At 48.2% G+C, this 24,398-nt stretch carries 22 protein-coding genes; 9 read left to right on the plus strand and 13 right to left on the minus strand.

Annotation, left to right across the window (positions count from 1 at the left end):
* Positions 1 to 190: 190 nt before the first annotated feature.
* The 4 genes from lepA to Psch_RS03870 form a co-directional block, all read right to left on the minus strand.
* The gene (gene lepA, locus Psch_RS03855) at positions 191 to 1,999 is read right to left on the minus strand and encodes a translation elongation factor 4 (protein ID WP_190239186.1); all 1,809 of its coding nucleotides are present in this window, start codon (positions 1,997 to 1,999) and stop codon (positions 191 to 193) included.
* Positions 2,000 to 2,070: 71 nt separating this feature from the next.
* Positions 2,071 to 2,478 (minus strand): hypothetical protein, encoded by a 408-nt coding sequence (locus Psch_RS03860; RefSeq protein WP_190239187.1) that lies wholly within the window; start codon positions 2,476 to 2,478, stop codon positions 2,071 to 2,073.
* A 311-nt stretch (positions 2,479 to 2,789) separates the two neighbouring features.
* Positions 2,790 to 3,827, minus strand: a complete 1,038-nt coding sequence (gene spoIIP, locus Psch_RS03865) for a stage II sporulation protein P (RefSeq protein WP_190239188.1) — start codon at positions 3,825 to 3,827, stop codon at positions 2,790 to 2,792.
* 72 nt (positions 3,828 to 3,899) lie between these two features.
* Positions 3,900 to 4,238, minus strand: a complete 339-nt coding sequence (locus Psch_RS03870) for a phage holin family protein (protein ID WP_134218908.1) — start codon at positions 4,236 to 4,238, stop codon at positions 3,900 to 3,902.
* Between the two features lie 125 nt (positions 4,239 to 4,363).
* Between Psch_RS03870 and rpsT the strand changes: the two genes are divergently transcribed.
* On the plus strand, positions 4,364 to 4,630 hold the full coding sequence (gene rpsT, locus Psch_RS03875) for a 30S ribosomal protein S20 (protein WP_190239189.1): 267 nt from the start codon (positions 4,364 to 4,366) through the stop codon (positions 4,628 to 4,630).
* A 54-nt stretch (positions 4,631 to 4,684) separates the two neighbouring features.
* Here the strand turns inward: rpsT and Psch_RS03880 are convergent, their stop codons facing one another.
* From Psch_RS03880 to Psch_RS03890, 3 genes are all read right to left on the minus strand, one after another.
* Entirely contained in the window at positions 4,685 to 6,028 is a 1,344-nt protein-coding gene (locus Psch_RS03880; RefSeq protein WP_190239190.1) for a purine/pyrimidine permease, read from the minus strand.
* A gap of 171 nt (positions 6,029 to 6,199) precedes the next feature.
* Positions 6,200 to 7,273 (minus strand): DNA polymerase III subunit delta, encoded by a 1,074-nt coding sequence (gene holA, locus Psch_RS03885; RefSeq protein WP_190239191.1) that lies wholly within the window; start codon positions 7,271 to 7,273, stop codon positions 6,200 to 6,202.
* Positions 7,266 to 7,571, minus strand: coding sequence for an MTH1187 family thiamine-binding protein (locus tag Psch_RS03890; protein WP_190239192.1), 306 nt, complete (start codon positions 7,569 to 7,571; stop codon positions 7,266 to 7,268). The genes holA and Psch_RS03890 overlap by 8 nt, the downstream gene beginning before the upstream one ends.
* Positions 7,572 to 7,880: 309 nt before the next feature.
* Between Psch_RS03890 and Psch_RS03895 the strand changes: the two genes are divergently transcribed.
* The 7 genes from Psch_RS03895 to Psch_RS03925 all read left to right on the plus strand — a co-directional run bounded on the left by Psch_RS03895 (position 7,881) and on the right by Psch_RS03925 (position 16,963).
* The gene (locus Psch_RS03895; RefSeq protein WP_190239193.1) at positions 7,881 to 8,324 is read left to right on the plus strand and encodes a chemotaxis protein CheW; all 444 of its coding nucleotides are present in this window, start codon (positions 7,881 to 7,883) and stop codon (positions 8,322 to 8,324) included.
* Complete coding sequence (locus Psch_RS03900; RefSeq protein ID WP_190239194.1) at positions 8,296 to 9,849, plus strand: CheR family methyltransferase; 1,554 nt, start codon at positions 8,296 to 8,298, stop codon at positions 9,847 to 9,849. Before Psch_RS03895 ends, Psch_RS03900 begins: the two co-directional genes overlap by 29 nt.
* Positions 9,850 to 9,988: 139 nt before the next feature.
* Positions 9,989 to 10,405 carry a chemotaxis protein CheW gene (locus tag Psch_RS03905; RefSeq protein WP_206663718.1) on the plus strand — a complete coding sequence of 139 codons (417 nt, stop codon included), beginning with the start codon at positions 9,989 to 9,991 and terminating at the stop codon, positions 10,403 to 10,405.
* Positions 10,406 to 10,442: 37 nt separating this feature from the next.
* Complete coding sequence (locus Psch_RS03910) at positions 10,443 to 12,071, plus strand: methyl-accepting chemotaxis protein (RefSeq protein WP_190239195.1); 1,629 nt, start codon at positions 10,443 to 10,445, stop codon at positions 12,069 to 12,071.
* Positions 12,072 to 12,092: 21 nt separating this feature from the next.
* Positions 12,093 to 14,483 (plus strand): hybrid sensor histidine kinase/response regulator, encoded by a 2,391-nt coding sequence (locus Psch_RS03915; RefSeq protein ID WP_190239196.1) that lies wholly within the window; start codon positions 12,093 to 12,095, stop codon positions 14,481 to 14,483.
* Positions 14,484 to 14,498: 15 nt separating this feature from the next.
* A complete protein-coding gene (gene cheB / locus Psch_RS03920; RefSeq protein WP_134218898.1) occupies positions 14,499 to 15,545 on the plus strand; it encodes a chemotaxis-specific protein-glutamate methyltransferase CheB in 1,047 nt (348 codons plus the stop codon).
* A 68-nt stretch (positions 15,546 to 15,613) separates the two neighbouring features.
* Positions 15,614 to 16,963, plus strand: a complete 1,350-nt coding sequence (locus Psch_RS03925) for a diguanylate cyclase domain-containing protein (RefSeq protein ID WP_134218897.1) — start codon at positions 15,614 to 15,616, stop codon at positions 16,961 to 16,963.
* Positions 16,964 to 16,966: 3 nt separating this feature from the next.
* Here Psch_RS03925 and pepF read toward each other — a convergent pair whose 3' ends face one another.
* Entirely contained in the window at positions 16,967 to 18,826 is a 1,860-nt protein-coding gene (pepF, locus tag Psch_RS03930) for an oligoendopeptidase F (protein WP_205079564.1), read from the minus strand.
* A 75-nt stretch (positions 18,827 to 18,901) separates the two neighbouring features.
* Between pepF and Psch_RS03935 the strand changes: the two genes are divergently transcribed.
* Positions 18,902 to 19,057: a hypothetical protein gene (locus tag Psch_RS03935; RefSeq protein WP_190239197.1), complete on the plus strand. Its 156-nt coding sequence runs from the start codon at positions 18,902 to 18,904 to the stop codon at positions 19,055 to 19,057.
* 108 nt (positions 19,058 to 19,165) lie between these two features.
* On the opposite strand, the gene Psch_RS03940 is transcribed toward Psch_RS03935, so the two are convergent.
* From Psch_RS03940 to Psch_RS03960, 5 genes are all read right to left on the minus strand, one after another.
* The gene (locus tag Psch_RS03940; RefSeq protein WP_134218895.1) at positions 19,166 to 19,546 is read right to left on the minus strand and encodes a cation diffusion facilitator family transporter; all 381 of its coding nucleotides are present in this window, start codon (positions 19,544 to 19,546) and stop codon (positions 19,166 to 19,168) included.
* A gap of 41 nt (positions 19,547 to 19,587) precedes the next feature.
* Positions 19,588 to 20,121 (minus strand): cation diffusion facilitator family transporter, encoded by a 534-nt coding sequence (locus Psch_RS03945; RefSeq protein WP_134218894.1) that lies wholly within the window; start codon positions 20,119 to 20,121, stop codon positions 19,588 to 19,590.
* Positions 20,122 to 20,518: 397 nt separating this feature from the next.
* The gene (locus Psch_RS03950) at positions 20,519 to 21,358 is read right to left on the minus strand and encodes a ribose-phosphate diphosphokinase (RefSeq protein ID WP_134218893.1); all 840 of its coding nucleotides are present in this window, start codon (positions 21,356 to 21,358) and stop codon (positions 20,519 to 20,521) included.
* A gap of 276 nt (positions 21,359 to 21,634) precedes the next feature.
* The gene (locus tag Psch_RS03955; protein ID WP_134218892.1) at positions 21,635 to 21,976 is read right to left on the minus strand and encodes a hypothetical protein; all 342 of its coding nucleotides are present in this window, start codon (positions 21,974 to 21,976) and stop codon (positions 21,635 to 21,637) included.
* Positions 21,977 to 22,142: 166 nt separating this feature from the next.
* Complete coding sequence (locus Psch_RS03960) at positions 22,143 to 24,281, minus strand: transglycosylase domain-containing protein (RefSeq protein ID WP_190239198.1); 2,139 nt, start codon at positions 24,279 to 24,281, stop codon at positions 22,143 to 22,145.
* Positions 24,282 to 24,398: the final 117 nt, after the last annotated feature.

Raw genomic sequence — 24,398 nt, forward strand, 5'->3', positions numbered from 1 at the left:
TGCACACTGTACAATTTAAAATTTTTTGCGTTGGATGGGATTATGTGGGTGGTGAATTCAAATTGCACTTAACCTGCAAAGCAGTAGGAATTTTAGCTCATTTCTCTGGTGACTTTGCGAGAATGAATCCGCCCCACACATTTTTTGATAATACTTCTCTGCGCTTGATTTGGTATGAACAAAAAGATTTTTACTTATCACCTACGCTAAGGACGGCCATGAAGGCTTCTTGCGGGATTTCTACGCTGCCCACCTGCTTCATCCGCTTTTTCCCTTCTTTTTGCTTTTCCAGCAGCTTACGCTTGCGGGTGATGTCACCACCGTAGCATTTGGCCAGCACATCCTTACGTACCGCCTTTACCGTCTCCCTGGCAATGATCCTGCTGCCGATTGAAGCCTGAATCGGTATTTCAAAGAGCTGGCGGGGGATTAGACCACGCAGTTTTTCAACAAAGCTACGCCCCCGGTGATAGGCTTTGTCCCGGTGCACGATAATCGAAAGAGCGTCCAGGACTTCCCCGGCAATCATAATATCAAGCTTGACCAGATCAGACTGTTTATAGCCGGCCAACTCGTAGTCAAGGGAAGCATACCCCCTGGAGCGAGACTTCAACTGGTCAAAAAAATCATAGATAATTTCGCTGAGCGGCAGATCGTAGGTAAGCATCACCCGGCTGATGCTGATATATTCCATGTTGACAAAGATCCCGCGTCGCTCCTGGCACAGTTCCATCACCGGACCGACATAATCTTTAGGCGCCATGATTAAGGCCCTGACAAAGGGCTCTTCAATAAAAACAATATTGCCAATCGGCGGGAGCTTGCTGGGATTTTCTATTTCAACCACGGTATCAGCCGTGGTGGTCACCCGGTACACGACGTTGGGAGCCGTTGTAATTAGACTTAAGTTATACTCACGCTCGAGCCGCTCCTGCACAATTTCCATGTGCAGTAAACCCAGAAAACCGCAACGGAAGCCAAAACCAAGCGCCTCCGAGGTTTCGGGTTCATAAATCAGAGAGGCATCGTTAAGCCTGAGTTTTTCCAGGGCATCTCTCAAATTTTCATAGTCAACGGTATCAACCGGATAGAGGCCGCAATAGACCATGGGTGTAACCTTGCGGTAGCCCGGTAAAGATACCGGGGCCGGGCGTTTAGCGTCGGTCACAGTGTCTCCCACCTGGCAGTCCTTGACGTTTTTAATGCTTGCGGCGATAAAACCAACTTCGCCCGAACGCAACTCACCAATGGAGACAGGCGCCGGCCTAAATATACCGACCTCGTTGACCTCAAATTCCTTGCCGGTGGCTACCATCTTAACCTGCGTCCCGTTTGCAACCGTACCGTCAACAACTCTCACATAGGCTATGACGCCCTTATAGGGGTCATAGTGCGAATCAAAGATAAGCGCCCGCAAGGGCGCCTGCTCCTGACCACCGGGCGGCGGGATCTTGGTCACAATCTGTTCCAGGATTTCTTCAATTCCGATACCGCTTTTGGCCGAAGCCATGATGGCCTCCGAGGTGTCCAGGCCGATGATGTCCTCAATTTCCTGTTTGACCCTTTCCGGCTCGGCGCTGGGTAAGTCGATTTTATTGATTACTGTTATTATTTCGAGGTTGTGCTCAAGCGCCAGGTAGACGTTGGCCAAAGTCTGCGCTTCTATCCCCTGGGCGGCGTCAACTACCAGCAGCGCTCCCTCGCAGGCAGCCAGACTGCGCGACACCTCGTATGAGAAATCTACATGGCCCGGAGTGTCAATCAGGTTCAGTTGATATTCATGACCATCTCCGGCCTTGTATTTAAGGCGTACGGCCTGCATTTTAATCGTAATGCCACGCTCGCGCTCCAGGTCCATCTTGTCCAGCACTTGCTCGGTCATTTCACGGCTGCTCAAGGCGCCGGTATACTCCAGAAGCCTGTCCGCCAGGGTTGATTTGCCATGGTCGATATGAGCAATAATACAAAAATTACGGATTCTATCCTTCTCCCACTCCATTTTGGGGTGCTCCTCCTTGCTTCCTAAAACAACTATATAATTATAACACCCCAATACAAGCGTATCAATTCCTAACGCCCGTCACCCCTGCACCTTTGCAGCTGCTCCTGCAAGGGAATCTGCACGCCTGTCTCAAAAGTGTTCAGAAGCTGTGCAAATTTGCTTTCCAGGGCCAAGTCCTTAATCCTGGCGTCCCAAACCCTACCCCCCCTCTCCAGAGCCTGGTATGCGTTCTCCATGAGGACTTGACGGCTTTGCGTCTCCCACTTGTTCCACAGCTCAAGATCCGGCATTGGCAGTTGGGCTTTTTCCCCCAGGAATTCAATCCGGCAAATCCCCTTTTCACCTGTATCGAGGCTGAAAGCAGCGATACGAGCCGGGTAAACCATCAAGTTAAACTGCCCCAGAACAACGATAAAGCCGAGCAGCACAGCAACCACACATACAGCTGTACCCGCCAGATATTTCAACCCATTCACAAGTCTGCTCCCGCAATAATGTCCCATTTAATTTACAGATACTTATTCCTTCCTTAATATTATGGGTAAAAAAGACCGGCAACTATACTGTTTGGGGTAGGCTTTTTAGAGGCGTAGGGCGTAGGTCGTAAGGCGTAGGTTATCCTGCTTTTCTCTTGGGTCTTTTTAAACTCTTGAGAATATCATCAGACCCACGTCCCACGTCAAATTTTACGCCTTACGACCTACGCCCTACGCCCAACCCAAAATGCTTTACCTTAAAAGAAATAGCTATATCACACCAGTACAATGCTCAGAACAAAAAAACTTTTTCACTGTTGTCTTATTATTGCGGCCAGCGCGGAGGCCATGAGCCTGACCGAGCGGGCCGCCTCTTCAGTCGAGTTTTTGGTTGTTCCCACCTCAACCAGCAAGGCGTGGGGGTGCAGGTTTTGGTTATAGATACCATCTTTCACTCTTATCCCCAGCGAGAGACCGGGGTACATACTATTAATTTTGTCGGAGAGCTCCTGGGCAAAGGCGTGGTTCTGACGCCAGTTGGGGAAAGGACGCCGCGCGTCCGAGCCTACAATAAAGAGAAGGGTGGCTACTTCCTGCCCGTTGATATTGACTATACTTTGTTCCCTTGTTTTGCCGGAGTCGCGGTGGATATCCAGGATTACCATGGTTTTGGGGTTAGCGGCCAACAGTTCCCGCGCCGTTTTTTCCGATTCCAAATAGGACGTGTTATAGTCAGCGTCGTTGATTCGCTCCGACCTGGCAGTTTTAATCCCGTACTTGCCTTCCAATTCCTCCCGGAGCGCAGCCGCAACCGTCACCACACCACCCTTCCGGCCATCAAGCCGTTCCACCCCGTCGGTTAAACTGTAAGTTTCACCGGTATGTGTGTTGTAAAGAGCTACCAGGCAATCGTCAGAAAGGACCGCAGCAGTCCCGGGCGGCTGGGCCGGGACTGCTGTGACCTTCACGGCAGGAGTTTCAAGGCGCGCCAGGAGCGGTATCTCTGACTGCATGACACCGGCCGGGTTACGCAGGTTCGCCCTGGAGACAGCCCCCACCCCATCCAAAATGATTTGCCAGGCTGTCAGGTCGCCGGTGTCACCTTCAAAATCGCTTCTATTGAGGACCGGCATGCCTATTTTCATTATTTTCATGGCATCCCACTGATAGAAATTCTCCGTCCAATCCGAAGCTATTTTGAAAACATGGGAGAATGCGGGACAGGCAGGTAAATGGGGAAATACCTTTATGGAAAAGAACAAAATAAAAACACCTGAGACGACAGCGATAAGCTGACGCATGGCAGCTAACAGCATACCCCTTTGGCGAAAGGCGGGAGCAGGGTACAATAAAAACCCCTCCTTACCAGGCTTGTTCCTAAAACTTTATGCCCGGCAGGAAGGGTTTATGAGGAATTTCCGTCAGCGCAGGACGGTTGGCACAAAAGCGTCAATGAGTCCGATAACAAATGCCGATATCAGCGCTCCTACAAGCGATACGCTGAGCAGGCTGGGAATTATGAACTGGGCCAGGTAAATCACCACCGCGGCGGCAATGAACCCAACCAGCCCCCTGCTCTGCGGTGATACGCGATCACCCAGCAGAGCTTCCGCAACGTACCCCAACACGGCAATCACAAGGGCGGCAATAAGCGCGCCTACCAGGCCTCCCCTCAAAACGAAGCCTGGTGAAAGCCAGCTGACAACAATAAGAACGAGTGCTGAAACTACAAAACGGATAACCAGTCCTAGCCATTGCATAAGTATCACCTCCTGTCTTTTGATCTAGAAATAGCTTTCACCAAAAAAGGTAAGTATATACTGCTGGCCCTTGCATTTTTTTTTTGCACATGGTAAAATTGTTGCCGTTGGGAGGTGAGAATAACATGCCGAACATAAAATCAGCTGTCAAAAGGGTTGAGATTACCCGGTTACGGACATTACGCAACGCCAGGATTAAATCGGCGCTGAAAACCACCATTAGGAAATTTGAAGAGGCCCTGAAAATGGCCGACCGCGAGGACGCCAGTCTCAAGCTGCGCAATGCGGTGCGGGTACTGGATAAGGCCGTGACCAAAGGCATTTTACATAAAAATGCAGCGTCCCGGAAGAAATCCCGCCTGACCAGGCGGTTCAACAAGATTACGGGCTAAACCACCAAAACCACCCGAAAGACAAGGGGGTGGTTTTTTTGTTGCTTTAGCCTGTTAAGTAAAGTACCGCTTCGGCAGAAGCACATGCTCCAGCAGCATACACAACAGCATCCCGGCAATGAAGCCGTTGCCTAAAATGTAGCGGACCAGGGCCGGCGCCCCTTCGAAAGCCCCGGTAGGGAGAAACATTAAGCCGGTCCCAAAAAGCAGCGGCAGACCAACCACAAAATAATCTCTGGACGTGAGTTTCATCCTGGCATAATCTTTTAAACCAAAACCAACCATCTGGCAGAAGGAAGCCAGCAAGGCCGAATACCCTACCGGCTCCGGGATCGAAGCCAGAAAAACACCTACCGGCGGCAGGAGGCCCATAACCAGCAAAGCAGCGGTAAATATAACGAAAGGAAGGCGCGAGGCCACTTTGGTCAGGCTGACCATCCCCGCCCCCGCCGAGTAGGGAACGAACCCAACCGTTGCCCCCAGCCCGGACAGGATATCGGAAAAGCCGGTCAGGGCGACTCCACGGTCATAACTGCGTTTAGGCAGCTCAGCCTCCAGTACCCGCTCCATAGCCAGGACGCTCGCCACCAGATTGGAAAGGACCAGGAGTCCCGTCAGAACACAGGTCAGGACGATGCCAAGGTCAAAAGTGGGGCGCCCCCAGGCAAAGATTTGCGGTAGGGCTACCATAGAACCATATCCCCATGCAACCCCGTGACTGACTCCGGCCAGCGCCGCCAAAATCCAACCGCCGGCGATACCGGCCAGGATGGCGACGCTGCCGAGAAAACCCTTTGCTTTCAGGCTGAACCCAACAACAATGACCACCACAACAAGTGAGATGATACTGGACTTCAAATCGACCTGGCCGTGGCTTGTAGTAATACCCAGCATGCCCCTTACGAAAGTGCCGCTAAGCTGCAGCCCCAGCAAAACCAGCACTGACCCGGTAACAGCAGGCGTGAAAAGCTTCAAAGCACGGCCGATGAGCCCGCTGAGACCAATTACAACCAGGATCAGCCCTGTTATGATGACACCAAATTCCAGATCTGTGCGCAAGACAGCCATGGGCTTACCCAGGCCGGGGGCCATAGCGGCAAGGGTGATAAAAATACCCCACCACATCCCGGAAGGTCCTTCAATAATAGGCAACCTGTGGCCAAAAGAGACCTGGAGAACAGATGCCAGGGCCTGCAAAAAAAAGGTCCGTTGCGCCAGTGAGGCAATACCGGACTGGTCCAGGCCCAGGGCATTACCGACTACAACCGGTACCACGGCTGAATTGGCCAGAGTGAAGATGAGCCACTGCGCGGCATAAGCCAGGGTACGGTTCAGCGGTGGACGTTCATCCAGTCCGTACAAAAGGTTTTCGCTCCGCTGTGGTACACTGTCTGCCATTTTGAATATCTCCCAAATAAACTTGAATTGAAAATATTAATATTAAAATAGCTTGCTTAATCACACCCGCATTAAAAAACTGACTCAAAGAATTATCTTGATGTGGGTGTATAGCAAGTTGTAAAGGAATGGCTTTCTGGTCCGTACACACTATACTGACTCCACTCGCAGTCAACCGCTCTTCCTCCTGCCACTGAGGGTGAGCAGGAAGGTCTCCATGGCCGGGTAAAACTCCATTTTTCCTGTCTTTACCCCCACATCCAGCTCCGAAAGCGCTGCCAGGGCGCCGGTTAAGAGGGGTTTGCTGAAATTCCTGCTCTGGGCCGCCGCCTTCTTGGCTGCAAAGGGGTGAATTTTAAGCCTCTCAGGAATCTCCCTGGCCGGGCAACCCCTTTCGTTCAAATCACGTACCATTAAAAGAATGCGAAACTGCCTGGCAATCATCGAAAGTATCTTGAGCGGAGGCTCCTTTGCCGCCAGCATATCCTTAATGCCAGCCAGAGCTTCCCGGCAGCGCCTGTTTCCTACCGCGTCCACCACCGCAAAGATATTTTCCTCCAGTCTGGGCGGGCACAACAGGTGTACTTCCTCTGTTGTGATAGCATCACGCCCGGCCGTGTAATGAATCAGTTTTTCAATTTCCAAGGAAAGCGCCTGCAGGGATGGGCCGGCTGCGTTCAACAAGGCGTTTGCCGCCCCCGGCGCAAACCTCCTGCCCCCCTGTCCCGCCCGCTTGGTCACCCAGCGGCTCAAGTCCCCAGGGCTAAGATAGACAAATTCCATTTCGCGGCCGTATTTTTTAATGGCCTGAAAGAGCCGTTTTCTTTTATCAACATTCTCCCCCGTGCTAAAAACCAGGCAGGTTGAAGGAGATGGATCTTTAATATACTGCAGCAGCGGCGTTTCCCGGCCGGATGGCTTGGGGCCTTCCCCCTCACCAGTTTCTTCCCCCCGCTTGGAGGCCTTGAAGAAGGAAGGGTTTTTAACCACAACCAACCGCCTGGCAGCAAAAAAAGGGAGTGTTTCAGCCCGGGCCGCAACTTCCGCCGGGTCCGTCGCCTCTCCCTCAATCAGGTCAACATCCAGGCCAGCCTGGCCGCCCTGTTCGAAATGTTCCTTTAAACGCGCCAGAGCAAGATCGCGAAGATAGGTTTCCTCACCGTAAAACAGGTAAACCGGCGCAACAACCCCCCGTTTCAGGCTGGCGTCAAACTCCATAAACGGGTTCACCGCGCCCCTAGACATGAAGTCTGGCCTCCACTGCCGCAACCTTTCCGGACATGGTCAGCTTTTTATCCCTCCGGTCATCGATGCGTACGGTAGTTACGACCCTTACCGCGCCTTTTAAAAAGGGCTGTTCGTGCATTTCCCGGACCAGTTCCAGAACAAGCCCCAGTTCACCCTCAATGATGGTGGACATGGACATCAGTTGGTAAGAAATCCCTTTCGCCTCCTGCAGCACTTTCACACATCCCGCCACATACTCACTCAAGCCGGCAGACTGTGTGCCGACAGGCACCACAGTAACATCAACGACTGCCACTCACACCCACTCCCGCAACATTTTCTTTCCATTATATTAAATATACACAGGCCTTACAACCAGCCTGGAATTGGCGGTATGAGAAAAGCGTATTTGTCATTTATTTAATTTAGTCTCTTCTGTAACAATTCTCTGGAGTTAATAAGTTATCCTAATTTCCCTATGCCCTATTGTTTGGCTTTCCAAAAAAGAAAACTTTGCCTGCCAATAGAGGATTTTGTCATAAATTGCTGGAATTATACTACATTTGTCTGCTACAATTTTTTATGATCTTTTTTCAGGAAAATTCTTAAGTTGAAGGACTGAGTTATGGACACGCCGGAAAGCTACGTGGTTTTTACAATTGACAACCAGGGTTATGCTTTAAACCTTAATGTTGTTGAGAGAGCTGTTTGTGCTGCTGAAGTAACACCTTTGCCGGGAGCTCCCGATATGGTACTTGGTGTTGTTAATATACACGGGCGTTTAATTACCGTTATCAATACACGCAAACGCTTTAACCTGCCTGTAAGGGAATTAGACCCGAAAGACAAGTTTGTAATCTTATCAGATTCAAAACGAATCGCTGCTATAGTCGTAGACGACGTAACCGGTATTATGGAAACCGCCGCGGAGGACGTGCTCCTTGCCAAAGATGTTTTTCCAGACATTGAAAATGTGGAAGGCATAATCAAGCTGGCAGACAGCATCATCTATTGGCTAAACCATGATAACATCCTTTCTTATGACAAAGGACGTGACCAACATTCCTGACAACCTTCCTTTTTCGCAGCTTAATGATTACCTGTCAATAAACCTTGGCTTGCATTTTCCCAAGGAACGCCGGCACGACCTGAAGCGGGGACTCGCCGCCGCCGGTATTGAGCTCGGTTTTGATAATACGTTAACATTCACCCGCTGGCTGATAACCACACCAGCGACAAGAAAAAAAGTTGAAGTTTTGGCAAGCCACCTTACCGTGGGCGAGACGTACTTTTTCAGGGATGAAAACTGTTTCCGAACCCTGGAAGAACATATCCATGCAATTTTACGACAATCCCCACCACCGGGAGGAAAGCGGTTAAAAATCTGGAGCGCGGGCTGCAGTACAGGAGAGGAACCCTATTCCATCGCTATCCTGCTCAGCAAATTCAGTCATTTCATGAAAGACTGGAACGTCACAATTCTGGCCACAGACATCAACCCGCTGTCTCTCAGAAAAGCCGTCCGCGGACTGTACGGCGAGTGGTCATTCAGGGGAACTCCAGAGTGGGTCAAACAAAAATATTTCATAAAAAAAGAAAGCGGCCTTTTCGAAATACAGCCTTCCGTTAAACAAATGGTTGATTTTTCCTACCTGAACCTGGTAGAAGATAGTTATCCATCATATATTAACAACACTTGCGAGGTTGATATAATTTTTTGCCGCAACGTACTCATGTATTTTGGAGCCGCTAGAAGAAATCTCGTGGTTCAACGGCTGCACAGCTGTCTTGCGGAGGGCGGCTGGCTGGCCGTAAGTCCAAGTGAAATGTCACCGGATCTGTTTTCACAGTTTAGCACGGTTAACCTGTCAGGTACGGTTGTATACAAGAAAGACCGGCATCAGTCCACCTCACCGGTTTGCCGGGCTACCGGCGGTATTTCACTTGACCCGGCGGCTTTTATAAAACATGGTCCCGGCAATACAAACAATGGGCCGGAAGCCGGTTTAACAGGACTGTCGTCTGCAAACCATAAAAGTCCCCAATTAGACGAACAGGTTCTTGAAGATGCAGACCGCTTATTCAAAACAGCGTTTGCTATGTTTGAGCGCTGCCGTTATGCTGATGCCGCCGAAAAATTAGCCGTTGCTTTATCCTCAATTTCCGCAGGCGAAACGTCTTATGTGGAAAAGTCCTTGGCCCTCATGGCCCGGGCCAACGCCAATCTTGGGAAACTCCATGACGCCAAAGATTGGTGTGAGAGAGCAATTGCCTTTAATAAGCTTGACCCCTCCCTTCACTACCTGCTGGCAACTATTTTACAGGAGCAAAACCAACATGAGGAAGCTATCTCCGCTTTGAACAGAACGCTTTACCTGGACCGGGATTATTTGCTGGCACACTATGCGCTTGGCAATATTAAAAGGCAGCTGGGGAAACTGGAGGAATCAGACAAGCATTTTGACCATGCTTTAATAATCCTGGGCTCTTATGCTCCAGGCGATCTACTGCCGGAATCAGACGGCATGACCGCCGGAAGGCTTTCGGAAATGATCATTTCCATGAAGTCCGGAGGCTTGCACGCACTTGCCTGAAACGCTAAAAGGCTAAGGGGGGGTTAAGATAATTTCAAAAGAGGAAAAGGAAACAATTCTCAAAGCAAGAGCAAAAGAGCTTGCCCGGAAGGAAGAAACCGGCGCCGTAAATTTAGCGCAGGTGGAAGTCGTTGAGTTTTTGCTGGCTCACGAAAACTATGCTGTGGAGTCCAGGTATGTTCAAGAGATCAGCCCGTTGAAAGAACTTACGGCATTGCCGGGCACGCCGCCGTTTATTCTTGGGATTATCAACTTTCGAGGTCATATCCTGACAGTCATTGACCTGAGGTATTTTTTCAACCTGCCGCAAAAGGGTCTTACCGGCCTGAACAAGGTTATTATAGTACAGGCGTCAGAGACAAAAATCGGTATCCTGGCAGATACAATTCATGGTATCAAATCTATTCCTGTTAACGAACTCCAACCGCCGCTTCCCGCCATGACCGGTATTAGGGGTGAATATATCAAAGGCCTAACCGGCGAGCGGCTGGCTGTTCTGGATCTGGAAAAGCTCCTGTCGGATAAACGGATAATAGTACACGAAGAAGTAGATTAGGGTTGCAGGATTTTTAATAAAACAGGAGGAGCAATCTGTGAAATGGTTTTTTAACGCAAAAATAGGCGCAAAGATTATGACCGGCTATGTATTTGTAGGCATTATTGCTATAGTAACATGCTATATAGGTTTACAAAGTATAAATAAAATTAGCAGGATGAACCAGGAGCTATACGAGGTCAATACGCTCTCTCAGATATACATAGATGATGCAATAGACAAATTCAATGAAACCAGTATTTTTTTGGCTGTCAGTCTTATAGATGGGGACAAAAAAACCGGTGATATTAATTTGGCTGATATCAGCAAAAATGATGAAAAAATCAATGAAATATTGATAAATCTTGAAAATATAAACAATAACGAGGATATTAAACGGGAGATTGCACAAATTAAAACAGCAACAGCTAATCTGAAACTGTTAAATGATAACCTTTTTGACCTTATACTGGCAGGCCGGATGAACGAAGCACGGTCCACGTTTTTCAGCAACACTCCCTATGCGACTAGAATAATTGAAATGTTAAGGCATACGCATGACCTTGTTGAAACCCAGGCTAAACAGAAAGCTGAGGCGAACCTGGCTGAGGGAAAACAAGCTGCAATAGCGATGTTTTTCATTCTGGTTATAGGCCTAACCCTGTCTCTGGGGCTGGGCATCCTGATCACCCGCCGGATTACACGTCCCTTAAAAACTGCGGTGATGATTGCAGACCAAATCTCCATGCGTGATCTCAAAGTCGAAGTTCCAATAAACTATGGGCGTGACGAGGCGGGCTTGATGATCCAGGCTTTTCTTAAAATGGCGGAAAATTTACGGGGTGAAATCAAGCAAATTTTCGGCGGAGTGGATGTGCTGGTATCTTCCGCCAGTGAAATATCCGCTTCTACCATACAGTTTACGGCCAGCGCCACAGAAACAGCCGCAGCCGTGAGTGAAACAACTACTACTATTGAAGAACTTAGACAGACTGCGAAGTTATCCACACAGAAGGCAAATTATATCTCTGAAGTTACCCATAAGGCGGTGCAAGCTTCCCAAGAGGGTCAAAAAAAAGTGGAGCAAACACTCGAAGAAATGTACCGGATACGCCAGCAGATGGAGTCTATCGCCGAAAGTGTCGTGAGACAAAGCGAGCAAAGCCAAGCTATTGGAGAAATTATATCCTCAGTGGACGATATAGCTGAACAGTCAAACCTTCTGGCTGTTAACGCATCCATCGAAGCAGCAAAGGCCGGCGAAGAAGGAAAAGGGTTTGCCGTAGTGGCGCAAGAAATCAAAAGCCTCGCCAAGCAGTCCAAACGGGCCACGGCTCAGGTGCGAACAATCTTAAACGATATTCAAAAAGCCACCAGTTCTGCTGTTATGGCCACGGAACAGGGTAGTAAAATGGTTGAATTGGGAGTGACGCAGTCCACCGGGGCAGGCGAGTCGATCAAGGAGATGGCCCGCAGCATTTATGAAGCGTTACAAGCGGTGACCCAGATTGCAGCATCCGCCCAGCAGCAGTTTGCCGGCACGGAGCAAACCGCCATGGCGATGGAAAACATCCGCCTGGCAAGCAATCAGAACGTTGAAGGATCAAGGAAAATAGAAACAGCGGCAAGAAATTTGGACGATTTGGGTAAAAATCTCAGGCAGTTGGCGGAGCGTTACAGCGTCTAAAGGTATAAAGGGAGCAGCGAGATGGGGAAAAAAGATGAGGATTTGCTGATCAGGCTTCGGACGATGTTCAAAGTTGAAGCGGGTGAACGACTCAAGGCAATTACCTCAGGGCTTATGGAACTGGAGAAAGAACTTTCTTCCGACACGCAGGCAAAGATAATTGAGACTGTTTTTCGTGAAGCGCACAGTTTAAAAGGCGCTGCAAGGGCTGTCAACATGCAGGAAATAGAGACGGTCTGCCAGTCACTTGAGGGCGCCCTGGCACGTTTGAAGCATGGAAAAATAATGCTTTCATCCAATCTTTTAAACATTTTTCACCAAGCTGTCGACACTGTGGGCATGCTGCTTTTTTCGCCCGATAAAAATCCCGGTGAAGCTGAGGTATTGCTAAAGCAGCTTGAATCGCTTGAAAGCTGTAAAGATGTAAGCAGTACTGGATATCAGTCTTGCACTTCGTCAGAAATAAAGGAGGGACACAAGCCCCAAACCGACCCGGCAGGCTGCCCGCAAGTGAAAACCTGCCATGAAATTCCGGCAGAAGATACGCCCGGAAAAATGAACAGCAGCGGGAGTGTAAAGGGCATTTCGGGGAAGAGCATGGCGCCTGTGCAAGAAATCCCACCTTCTACGGAAACAGTAAGAATTGCGACGTCTAAACTTGATTCGCTCTTACTGCAAATTGAGGAATTGCTTTCGGTAAAGCTTGCAGCAAAACAAAGCGCGGAGAATTTATTGGATTTTAAGGCCGGTATCGACCTGTGGGAAAGAGAAGGAGCAAAAATTCAACCGGAACTACTGCTGCTCAGAAAGTACCTGGAAAATGCGGGGAAACCCATAGAAATGAAGCAGGCGGGTTTGCTCTTGGCCAAAGTGCTTGATTTCATCGACTGGAATTATGCTTTTGCAAAATCACTTCAGAACAAGTTTAACGAGCAGGTAAAAACTGCCGAAGCCGACCGGCTGACTCTTGACGGCAAGGTAAACACGCTCCTTGAAGACATGAAGAAGGCGCTAATGCTTCCCTTCTCAACTGTCCTGGAGACATACCCCAAAATGGTCCGCGACCTCACTTCCAGAGAGGGCAAAGAAGTGGACTTGCAGTTGCATGGTAAAGAGGTCGAGATAGACAAACGAATTCTCGAAGAGATCAAAGACCCGCTGATCCACTTGGTGCGCAATTGTGTCGACCACGGAATTGAGAAGCCGGATATACGGGAGCTAAGCCAAAAGCCGCGTCGCGGTAGAATAACGATAGCCGTTACGCAAGTTGAAGGGACCAAAGTCGAAATAGCCGTTACAGATGACGGCGCCGGTATTCATGTTGAAAAGGTAATAGAAGCTGCCGTCAAACGAGGCGTCATAACCCACAAACAGGCAGAAAACATTGGCGTGCAAGAGTCCCTGGCGCTTATCTTCAAATCGGAAGTTTCCACCAACCAGATTGTCACGGAAATCTCCGGCAGGGGGCTCGGCCTTGCTATTGCCCAGGAAAAAGTTAACAAGCTGCGCGGCAGCATGTCTGTGGAAACCAGTCCCGGGAACGGCACATCAATACGGATACTTCTTCCCGTTACCCTTACGGCCTTGAGAGGTATCATGATCAGGGCAGCCGGACAAATATTTGCATTACCCACCTCAAATGTGGAACGGGTGGTAAGGACGCGGCGAGATCAGATTAAGACGGTCGAAAACATGAAAACTGTCTTAGTTGACGGCAGAGTCATCTCCCTGGTAGGGCTTAGTGATGTCCTTGGACTGGACGGGGAAAACAATGAAGATGAAAAATCTGATTACATCAGGCTTTTGATTCTTTGTTACGCAGGGAAGAGTATTGCCTTTCAGGTCGACGAAATACTCAAGGAACAGGAAATCCTATTAAAAAGTCTTGGCAAGCCGCTTTTGCGGGTGCGCAACATTGCCGGCGCCACGATACTTGGCTCGGGCAAAGTGATCCCTGTACTGAATGTCAGCGATTTGATAAAATCCGCAGTAAATATCAATGCCAAAACAAGCGCCATGACCGTATCAACACAGGAAAACAAGCCAAAAAAACGTTCTGTTCTGGTTGTTGAAGACTCAATCACCGCAAGGGTACTTTTAAAAAATATTCTTGAATCCTCAGGGTACAGGGTGAAAACTGCTGTTGACGGAATTGACGCTTATACCAACTTAAGAACCGGTCAATTTGATTTGGTCGTATCGGATATCGAAATGCCTAGAATGAATGGGTTTGATTTAACGGCAAAAATCCGGTCGGATGATCAGTTATCTCATCTGCCCGTTGTGCTGGTAACTGGTCTGGAATCCCGCGAGGACAGGGAGCGGGGCATTGATGTAGGAGCCAACGCATACATTGCCAAAAGCAGTTTCGATCACAGCAACCTGCTGGAAACCATCCAAAAGATTATTTAATTAGCGGAGTATAAAATGATTAAAGTCCTGGTAGTTGATGACTCTCCCGTAGTACAGGCCTTGCTGATACATATTCTCAGCTCGGATCCGGAAATAAACATAGCCGGCGCCGCAAACAACGGTGAAGAGGCGCTTTATTACGTAAAAACTTATAAGCCGGATGTCGTTACCATGGATATGCACATGCCAAAAATGAATGGTTTTGAAGCCACAAGGAAGATCATGGAGACTCATCCTGTCCCTATTATTATTTTAAGCGCCAGTTGGGATCACGTGGATGTTGAACAGACATTCCAGGCTCTCGGAGCCGGAGCGGTCGCTGTTTTGGAAAAGCCTGCAGGGACTACACACCCTGATTTTGATCATATGGCCAGGGTACTGATCCAGACAGTAAAGTCGATGTCCGAAGTGAAGGTTGTTAGAAGATGGGCCAGGTTCCGGCCGGCAAGCTTAGCCGCAACACATCCTCCTGTTGTTTTTGAAAAAAATCCAGCGGAAATCAATTGCGTTGCTGTTGGCGCTTCTACCGGCGGACCAATGGCGCTTCAAACACTACTAGCCGGGATTACCAGCGATTTTCCAGCTCCATTATTAGTTGTCCAACATATCACAAAGGGCTTTCTTCAGGGCATGGTAGAATGGTTGGCTAATTCCACAGGACTTTCTGTCAGTATTGCAACACAGGGTACCTACCCGCTTCCGGGGCATGTGTATTTTGCCCCTGACAGTTCTCATCTGGGAGTCGATAACACCGGGCGTATTTTTTTGAGCAAGAAAGAACCGGAACATGGCCTGCGACCGGCCGTGTCCTATCTTTTCCGCTCGGTTGCAGAGGTTTTCGGACCAAACGCTGCCGGTGTGCTGCTTTCCGGGATGGGTAAAGACGGCGCGGTTGAACTGAGGTTAATGAAAGAAAACGGAGCTGCAACCATCGTCCAGGACAAGGAAAGCTCCGTTGTACACGGCATGCCGGGTGAAGCTGTCAAAATAGGCGCCGCTTCATATATTCTCCCGCCAGACGAGATCGCCTCAACCCTGTTGAGGCTGGCAGGTAAAAAGTAAAACACTACTTAGGGTTTACCCTAAATCATGGCTAACCATTCTGTAATGCAGGGGGGTAAAACTTAGATATGAGTCAAGATATAAAAATATTGATTGTCGAGGACAGCCCCACCCAGGCTGAACAACTTAAGGCCACTCTTGAAAAGCATGATTACAAAGTCGAAATTGCCCACAACGGCAAAGAGGCGCTTGCGAAGGTTAAACTGCAAATGCCCCTCGTTATTATCAGCGATATTATTATGCCTGAGATGGACGGCTACCAGTTCTGCGAGAAAGTCAAGGAAGACGAACGGCTAAAAAACATACCGGTTATACTTTTAACGTCCCTTTCCGAGCCCACAGATGTTATAAAGGGCTTAAAGTGCAAGGCTGACAACTTTATTATCAAGCCATATAATGAAGAGTTCTTACTCTCCCGCATCCGCCATGTTCTGATCAACTTTGAGCTGCGAAAAAACCATGCGGCGGAAATGGTTACAGAGTTTTATTTTGCCGATCAGAAGTATTTGCTTACTTCAGAACGCTTGCAGATTATTGACCTTCTCCTCTGTACATATGAAAATGCCGTGCAACAGAAATCCGAACTTGAGCAATCATACCTGCAACTTCAGAAAGCTCACGAAACCATTAAAATTTTAGAAAAAAACTATCGCACCATTCTCGAAAGCAACGCTGACGCCATGGTGGTAGTAAACAAGGACGGTATAATCCGTTATGTTAATCCTGCGGCGGCAGCTTTATTCAGTCGCAACGCAGAGACATTCCCCGGCGAAAAGTTCGATTATCCCATAGTTGCTGGTGAAATCAAGGAAATTAACTTAACCGACAGCAATGGAGCTGTCCTTACTGCTGAAGTACGCGTGGTGGAAACCAACTGGGAGGGTGAAAACGCCTACCTTGCTACACTCCGGGATGTTACCGATAACGTTAAGTTAAGAGAAAAGCTGAGAATGCTGTCGTTAACCGATGAACTCACCGGCCTGTACAACCGGAGAGGCTTTTTTACCCATGTCCAGCAATACCAGGATACGGTTAACGCCAGGGACGGCGGACTACTGTATATTGATATGGATGACTTCAAACAGATTAACGACACCCTCGGTCACGATGTTGGAGACAAGGCCATTATTGAAGCTGCAAATATTATCAAAAAGAGTTTTCGTGAGTCTGATATTATAGGGCGTATTGGTGGAGACGAGTTCGCTGTTTTTGTTACCGGCGCCGGTAATATAGACTACGACGTTTTTTTGGACCGGCTTCATGAAAACCTTCAGGCCTTTAACTCTGAGAAAGATCACCAGTATAAACTTTCACTTAGTGTCGGCAAAGAATATAACAGTCCGGAAAATCCCCGCTCCCTTAACGAGTTGCTAATCCGGGCCGACCAGTCGATGTATGAACAAAAGAGGCGCAGGTAAAATTTACATAAAGGCTTCCACCTGGTCCAGAAGGATGGTAAACAAATCCAGTCCCTCCTGTACCGGAAGAGGCGCTGAAAGGTCCACCCCGGCCGCTTTAAGCAGGTCTAGCGGGTAGCCGGAGCCACCGCTTCTTAAAAAGTCAAGGTAGCGAGCCACCGCCGGTTCACCCTCTGTCAGGATTTGCCTGCTTAAGGCAACCGCCGCAGAAAACCCGGTAGCGTACTTGTAAACGTAAAAGGCTTCATAAAAGTGCGGAATGCGCGCCCATTCCATATCTATGTCCCGGTCGACAACTATGCCGGGTCCGTAATAATCAAGGTTAAGCTGGTGATAGATCTCACCCAGCAGGTCAGGCGTAAGGGCTTCTCCTGCTTCCACCCTGGCGTGAATGATTTTCTCAAACTCGGCAAACATGGTCTGCCGGAAGACCGTCCCACGAAACTGCTCCAGGTAGTGGTTGAGCAGGTAGAGTTTTTTGTCCCTGTCGGTCACGGTCTTGAGCAGGTAATCCATGAGCAGGCACTCGTTGACGGTAGAAGCTACCTCTGCTGTGAATATTTTATAATGGGCGTAGATATAAGGCTGTGCATTAAAGGCGAAATACGAATGCATGGCGTGCCCCAACTCATGAGCCAGGGTAAAAAGGTTGCTCAGGTTATTCTGGTAGTTCATCAGGATGTACGGGTGGGTCCCGTAGGGCCCCCAGGAATAAGCGCCGCTTGACTTGCCCTTGTTTTCGTAAATATCCACCCAGCCGGCTGCAAGTCCCCTGGCCATGATTTCCCCGTAAAAGCTTCCCAGGGGCGCCAGCGCTTGTTTGATAATTTCCACAGACTCCGCATAGGATATATCCCAGTCTACCTCCCCGGCCAGGGATACATACAGATCATACATGTGCAGTTGATCCAGGCCCAACCTCCTCCGGCGCAGGTCAACGTAACGTTGCATGGCCCCGTTATTGCGGCGCACCGTTTCGATGAGGTTATCGTAAACCTGCGGCTGGATGTTATCTTCAAACAGGGACGCCTGCAAAGCTGACGGGTGCCGGCGCACACGGGCGTAAAAAATATCACGCCTCACACTGGAGCTAAGCGTGGCGGCAAGGGTATTGCGAAGCTTATGATAAGAACTATACATGGAAGTAAAGGCATCGCGGCGCACCCTCCTGTCCCTGCTTTCCATGAGACGGGTATAGCGGCCGTGCGTGACCTCCACCCGCGCGCCCTTTTCGTCTTCAATGGGCTCAAAGGTGATGTCCGCGTTATTGACCATTTTAAATATGTTGGACGGAGCCTCCGTCACCTCTCCCGCCTGTGCTATGATTCTCTCCTCGGCCGGAGAAAGAGTGTGGTCCTTTTGCCGCATAATTTCTTCAAAAGCAAATTCGTACAGGTCCAGGCCGCGTTCCGCCCGCCGAAAACCGGCCAGAGTCTCTTCCGGCAGGGCCAGTATTTCAGGCAGAATAAATGACACTGCCGTCTGCGCCTCGGTGCTGAGGCTGTCGGCCCGGTCGGTCATCGCCTGGTAAATAGAGTTGGTATTGTCCTCATCCCGCCGCATACGAGCATAAGCATAGATCTTTTCATTGAGCTGCTGGAGGCGTTCCTCAGCCCGCAAGGTTTCCAGTAAGACTCCGGGCGACTCACCCAGACGGCCTTTAAAAGCCTGGATTTCCTTGACCATTATCCGCAGCTTTTGGAAATCCCGCTCCCATTCCGCGTCTGAAGCATAAATATCTTCCAAACGCCATTTATACTGCTCCGGTACTTCCGCCCGGGTGGGGATTTTTTCTTGTATAACCACTGGTAGCCCTCCTGTTTTATTTGAATCTTTTAGTGCAATATAGTACTTTCCATCCATTATCGATATAACCTTAATCTCTTCAAGGTGTATGAATTTATACCCGATGGGGATTCTATTTTTGAGGTGATAAAAATGGAACAATGGCCTTGTTTTAATTGCCAGCACTATGATACCTTTGACAGCCACGAGGAAGATGCTCTAGCCTGCAAACTGAACCGTGCCGTAACCCACATGAACTGTGATTTTCAGGAACCTTTGTCCCTGGATCCCGGCCAGACCATCCCTTGAAGTTACTTTTAAACAAATCTGGAGGACAGGCGCCCTTTCCTCGAATACTGCCTGGAGCACGAGGACAGGATGAAGACGAGGAATTGTGCGCCAGATCTGACCGCTCCCTCACGAATCAGTCGCGGCGGAACCAGGCTGTCCAACGGATCCTCCCTGCCGCCTTGGCCGCAACAAGGTATCCGCCTCGATAAAAATGCGGCCCACTGCCGGTACTGCAGTTTTGATGCTCCTTTCAATGCTGTCTATAGCCTGCTCGATCTGGTCGGTTTCCAGCCCGTCTACAAAATGCACATTGATATTAACCAGGATTTCTTCGGGGCTGATGTGCATCGTCAACAACTCCATGCACTCTGAAACTTCCGGTATGCTGTGCACAGCCGTCAAGATTTTGCTCCGGTCCGCTTCGCAGGCGCTTTCGCCAATTAGGAGGTCCTTGGACTCCCTCGCCAGGAAAAACGCAATGCCCGCCAGCATCAGACCGATTACCATCGAGGCGGCGGAATCATAGAAGGCATTCCCTGTGATCTGGGTTAAAAAAATCCCAGTAAAGCAAGTACAATTCCCACCATGGCGGCGGAATCCTCAAAAATGACTGTAAGCAAGGCCGGGTCCTTGGCCTCACGCAGCGAACGCCAGATACCAAACTTACGCGTAGCAGAAAACTGCTTGTAGGCAATACGCAGAGCTATACTTTCCAGGAATATGCCCAGCCCGAGTATAATGTAATTTATGGTTGGGTTTGTAATCCGGTGCGGCTGAAGAAACCCCTTCGCACCCTCATAAACAGAAAAGGTAGCTCCCACTGCAAACATGGAGATTGCCACCACAAAGGCCCAAAAAAAACGCTCCTTGCCATAACCAAAAGGATGCTGGACGTCCGGGGGGCGCATGCTCAGGCGCTGGCCTATTAAAAGAAGCAGCTGATTGCCGCTGTCGGCCAGAGAGTGAAAAGACTCTGCCAGCATGGCCGAACTCCCGGTAATCAGCGCCGCAGCTAATTTCACCAAGCAAATAACAATATTAACGACCAAGGCCGCCCAGATTGCTTTAACCGATTCTCCCAAGAGAGGACTCCCCTTATAGAAAAGACGTCCCCATTATTGTGTTATGTTTATTAGAAAATATTACACAGTAACAATCTGCGCCTTGGGAAAATTCTGTTGTTAGACTTCAAGTAATTTGCTATCTGGGATTTCTATTAAGTATGAGATCCTAAGGGTTATGAATGTTTTGTTTGCCACATCATCATCCGTATAAACTTCAACCCGGGATCAAAGTCCGTACAGACTCTACGATTTGTATGTAGGTCCTTTTAGAACCATCTTTGTTGGTAAGAGTTTTCGTTCTAGCATACATAGCATGTACATTATACCATTCTCACATCAATCTGCTTAGTATATTTTTGACGAAAATGGCACTTCCAGTTGAAGCCTTCAAACAGTAATGCCATTATTTTTTTGATTATTTGTTATAAATACTCTCTTCTATGTCATATATCTTTATCTTTTCTCTATAATACTCACTCACCGAAGAATTTCGGATTATCGAATTTGTAGTAAATACTTTTGCTATTAATCCACTATTAAATAGATCTCCCTTAAATATTGATTCTTCACAATGAGCTACAAGCAAATAAATCTCTGACGCACCAAGCCCCTTTAATTTCTTGGCGCTCCGTATAAATGTTCCACCATAGCTACAGAGATCATCAATGATAATAGCTTTAAATCCTTTTTCTCGAATATCACCCATCACTTCAAGCTGTGTTATTTCACCCGTATCAAAATCCCGTTTTTTGTAGCCTACTAACTGATGCAAATCTAACTCCTTACTATAGCGTTTTGAAGCTCCTGCATCAGGAAAGAATATAAAATCTTTATTTGCATCAAAGTCTATTTCAACCATTACTTGTCCAAGCAAATTAATAGTAGGATAAAACGATGTGCACCTATCCAGCAATGCTGGGGTAACATCTGAGTGTGGTTCAACCACATCAACACCAGAAAACTCCAAAGAATTAATCAAATTACAAACATATTTCAAAGTAAATACTGACCTATTCTCAGTCCTATCCATCCTGCTATAAGGCATGTAATAAATCAGAAGAGAAGTTAATTGCTTGTATTCATCCAAGTAACTTTTGACAAATAACAATTTAATTAGATCATCGTCATTCTCATATTTGAAAGCAATTTTATTAATGCCTTGTTTTATATTGTTGTATATTTGTTTACCATTAACTCTAGTTTCCCCATTAGGATATGTTTCAAATTCAAGCTCCACATCGTTTAGTTTAATCATACACAATCTCCTTCTCCAACGTTAGTGCTGCATCTTCACCCTATAGGCCTCCCTCATCATTTTGTTAATGCAAGTATCTTGTGATGCTTTTACACAAGGTTTTCCCATTCAATCATATTTAAATTCAATTTTCCCCATACTATGGACATATTATACCATATTATATCACTAGCGTTGCATAAAATTTAATCGCGGATTCAAGTCAGAGTTTTTATACATTCTTAGCCTATTGCCCCTTGAACATTGTAGGCAAGCATCTCCGTAAGAACTTCACAGCTATTTCTTCAAAATCCATATTCCTGCGGCCATCAAGCTAAAACCTACCACCGCCCTACCCACCGAAAGCTTTTCGCCGACCAGAAAGATGGTGAAAACCACAATGAAAAAATAATACGTGAAAGACTGGACCGCAGCAACCAGCGGCAGGTTTTTGACGACATCGTTGGCGCGGATAAAGGCGGTGGCCAGGGCGATATTGGCGGCCAGGATCAAGGGCAGCATCAGGACATTGTAACGGACCACCGGGTAGAACTCCGCCGGGACATGTTTGACCTGCCAGGAGAGCATAAAAGAAAGCGCCATTGATCCAAATATAAGTAAACCAGCAATTACCGCCATTTTTTAGCAGCCCCTGTCCTTTATAAGAATTGATTACCAGAAAATCTTTTTGTAAACCTGGATGCTTATCTCTGAAATAATATAAACATTTCCCCAAATACATAAACCATACCATACCGGGAACAAAAGAGCGCGGCGGTATTATCAGGAAAATATTAAATCTTTATCAGTTTTTATGCTCTTCATTGTTTTCCCGTATCGGCGGTTTTGCCGGAACTTCTTCTGGTTTATCCTGCTCTTGTACTTCACCTTTTGGTGTCTCCTGCTTTTTTTCGTCACCTTTTGGTGTTTCAGTATTTTCTGGCGTTTTCTCTTCCTGCTCCTTAATCTGCTCCTGTTGGTCATCTTTTTTCGGCTCTTGTTTTTCTTTTCCCTGCGTGTCGACCTGCTTGTTTAAAGCCTCCTGTTTCTGTTCGTCTTCCTGCGCCTGGACATCTTGAAGCCTTACGGCCGGTTCCGCACTGAGCCCCATGGCGCCGGCCATTATCGTTCTGAATATATCCGCCGGCTGATTGCCGCCGTAGGAGGTCAGATAGTGATACCTGTCCATGTCTTTCTCATCGTAGCCCATCCATACCGCGGCGGTGTAACGGGGGGTAAAACCTACAAACCAGGCGTCTTTATTGCCGCTAAGCCCTTTAAATACTGGCGTGTCAGGCAATTCGGTGGTACCCGTCTTGCCGGCAACCTCAGCGCCGCGAATCCCTGCCCTGCAGCCGGTACCCGACTCCACGGCCGTGCGCAAAACATCTCTGATAGCGTTGGCCGTGGAAGCTTTCATAACGGCAGTTCCCTCCGGGTGGCTGTAAATAATTTTACCCTCCGGATCTTGTATATATTTGATGGCATGCGGTTTTATATATACGCCCTGATTTGCAAACGCTGCATAAGCCCCGGCCATTTGCAGCGGGGAAACCCCTCTGGTTAAGCCTCCCAGGGCCAGCGGCAGGCAACGGTCATCATCTGTTAAATTAAAACCCAGTTTACCGGCCATCTCATAACCTTTATCGACCCCAATCTGGTTCAAGAGCCGTACCGCGGCGACATTGCGCGACCATTGCACGGCTGTCCGTATACTTATCTGCCCGTAAAAACCCCCATCTGAGTTTTTCGGTTCGTAGTTACCAACTTTAAATGGGGTATCGGAAACTATTGAATCAGGGCCGTAACCCGCTTCAAATGCCGGGACATAGACTGCAACCGGCTTAAAGGCCGAGCCGGGCTGCCTGGCAAGTTGAGTCGCCCGGTTGAAACCGTGCCTTGCCACATACTTTCTTCCCCCAACCAAAGCCTTTATTTCTCCCGTGCCGTTTTCCAGCAGGGCCACCGCAGCCTCCACTTTTGCAGAAGGAAATAAATCAGACTGTTCGAATACTTTCTCAGCCTTATGTTGTATTTCGGGATCCATTGTTGAGTAGATTTTTAGGCCGCCTTTCAGCACTTTTTCCTCGCCAACAGCGCTGATAGCTTCGTCAATTATATAATCAGTAAAATATGAGTCGTTGCTTTCAATTTCCCGGCCGTCATTTAAACTAATAGGCGCTTTAAGAGCTTCATCACCTTGTTCTGTAGTAATAAAACCCTGCGCAATCATTTTTTCGATAACAATATTGCGCCGCTGGGTGGCAAAAGCCGGGTTTAAATATGGGTCATAACTGCTGGGCGCCTGGATCAGGGCAGCGAGCAGCGTCCCCTCGGCGACAGTGAGTTGTGCAGAATCCTTATTAAAATATACCTTTGCCGCAGCTTGTATTCCGTAAGCGCCTTCCCCGAAATATGCGCGGTTTAAATATAATTCCAATACTGTATCTTTTGAGTAACGACGTTCAAACTCTACAGCCAGGACGGCCTCTTTAATTTTTCGCCACAGGCTTTGCTCCGGGGTTAAGAAGTACAGCTTCATGGTTTGCTGGGTGATAGTGCTGGCGCCCTCCGTGATCCGGCCTTCCTTGGAGTAGTTATAAAGCGCGCGTATGATTGCTTTTGGATCTACCCCATGATGCTTGTAGAACCTTTCATCTTCAATTGCCACAAAGGCCTGTTGAACGTGTTTGGGAATTTTCTCGACCGGAACAGGGATCCGGTTTATTTCACCGTGAATTACTTTCAACAAAGTCCCATTGTTGCCGTATATAAAGGAGGTCTGGTCGAATAGAGCTGCAACAGGACTTATACCGGACAAAGTGGAAAAAACATTGTTAGCATAAAAATAACCCCAGATCGAGATGTTCAATGCTAAAAAAATAAAAACCAGGCTACTTATTATGGCGGCTCTAATAAGTGCCTTGCTCCATTCTCGGGCCATGTTGAATTATCTCCTTAATTTCGATCAGTGCAAGGAATGATTACCACAGTGGAAATATTCGCCAACGGCGAGAAATATCCTACCGTGGAAAAACGAAAAAACAAATTGGATAACACT

It is taken from the genome of Pelotomaculum schinkii (assembly GCF_004369205.1).
GTDB lineage: Bacteria > Bacillota > Desulfotomaculia > Desulfotomaculales > Pelotomaculaceae > Pelotomaculum_C > Pelotomaculum_C schinkii.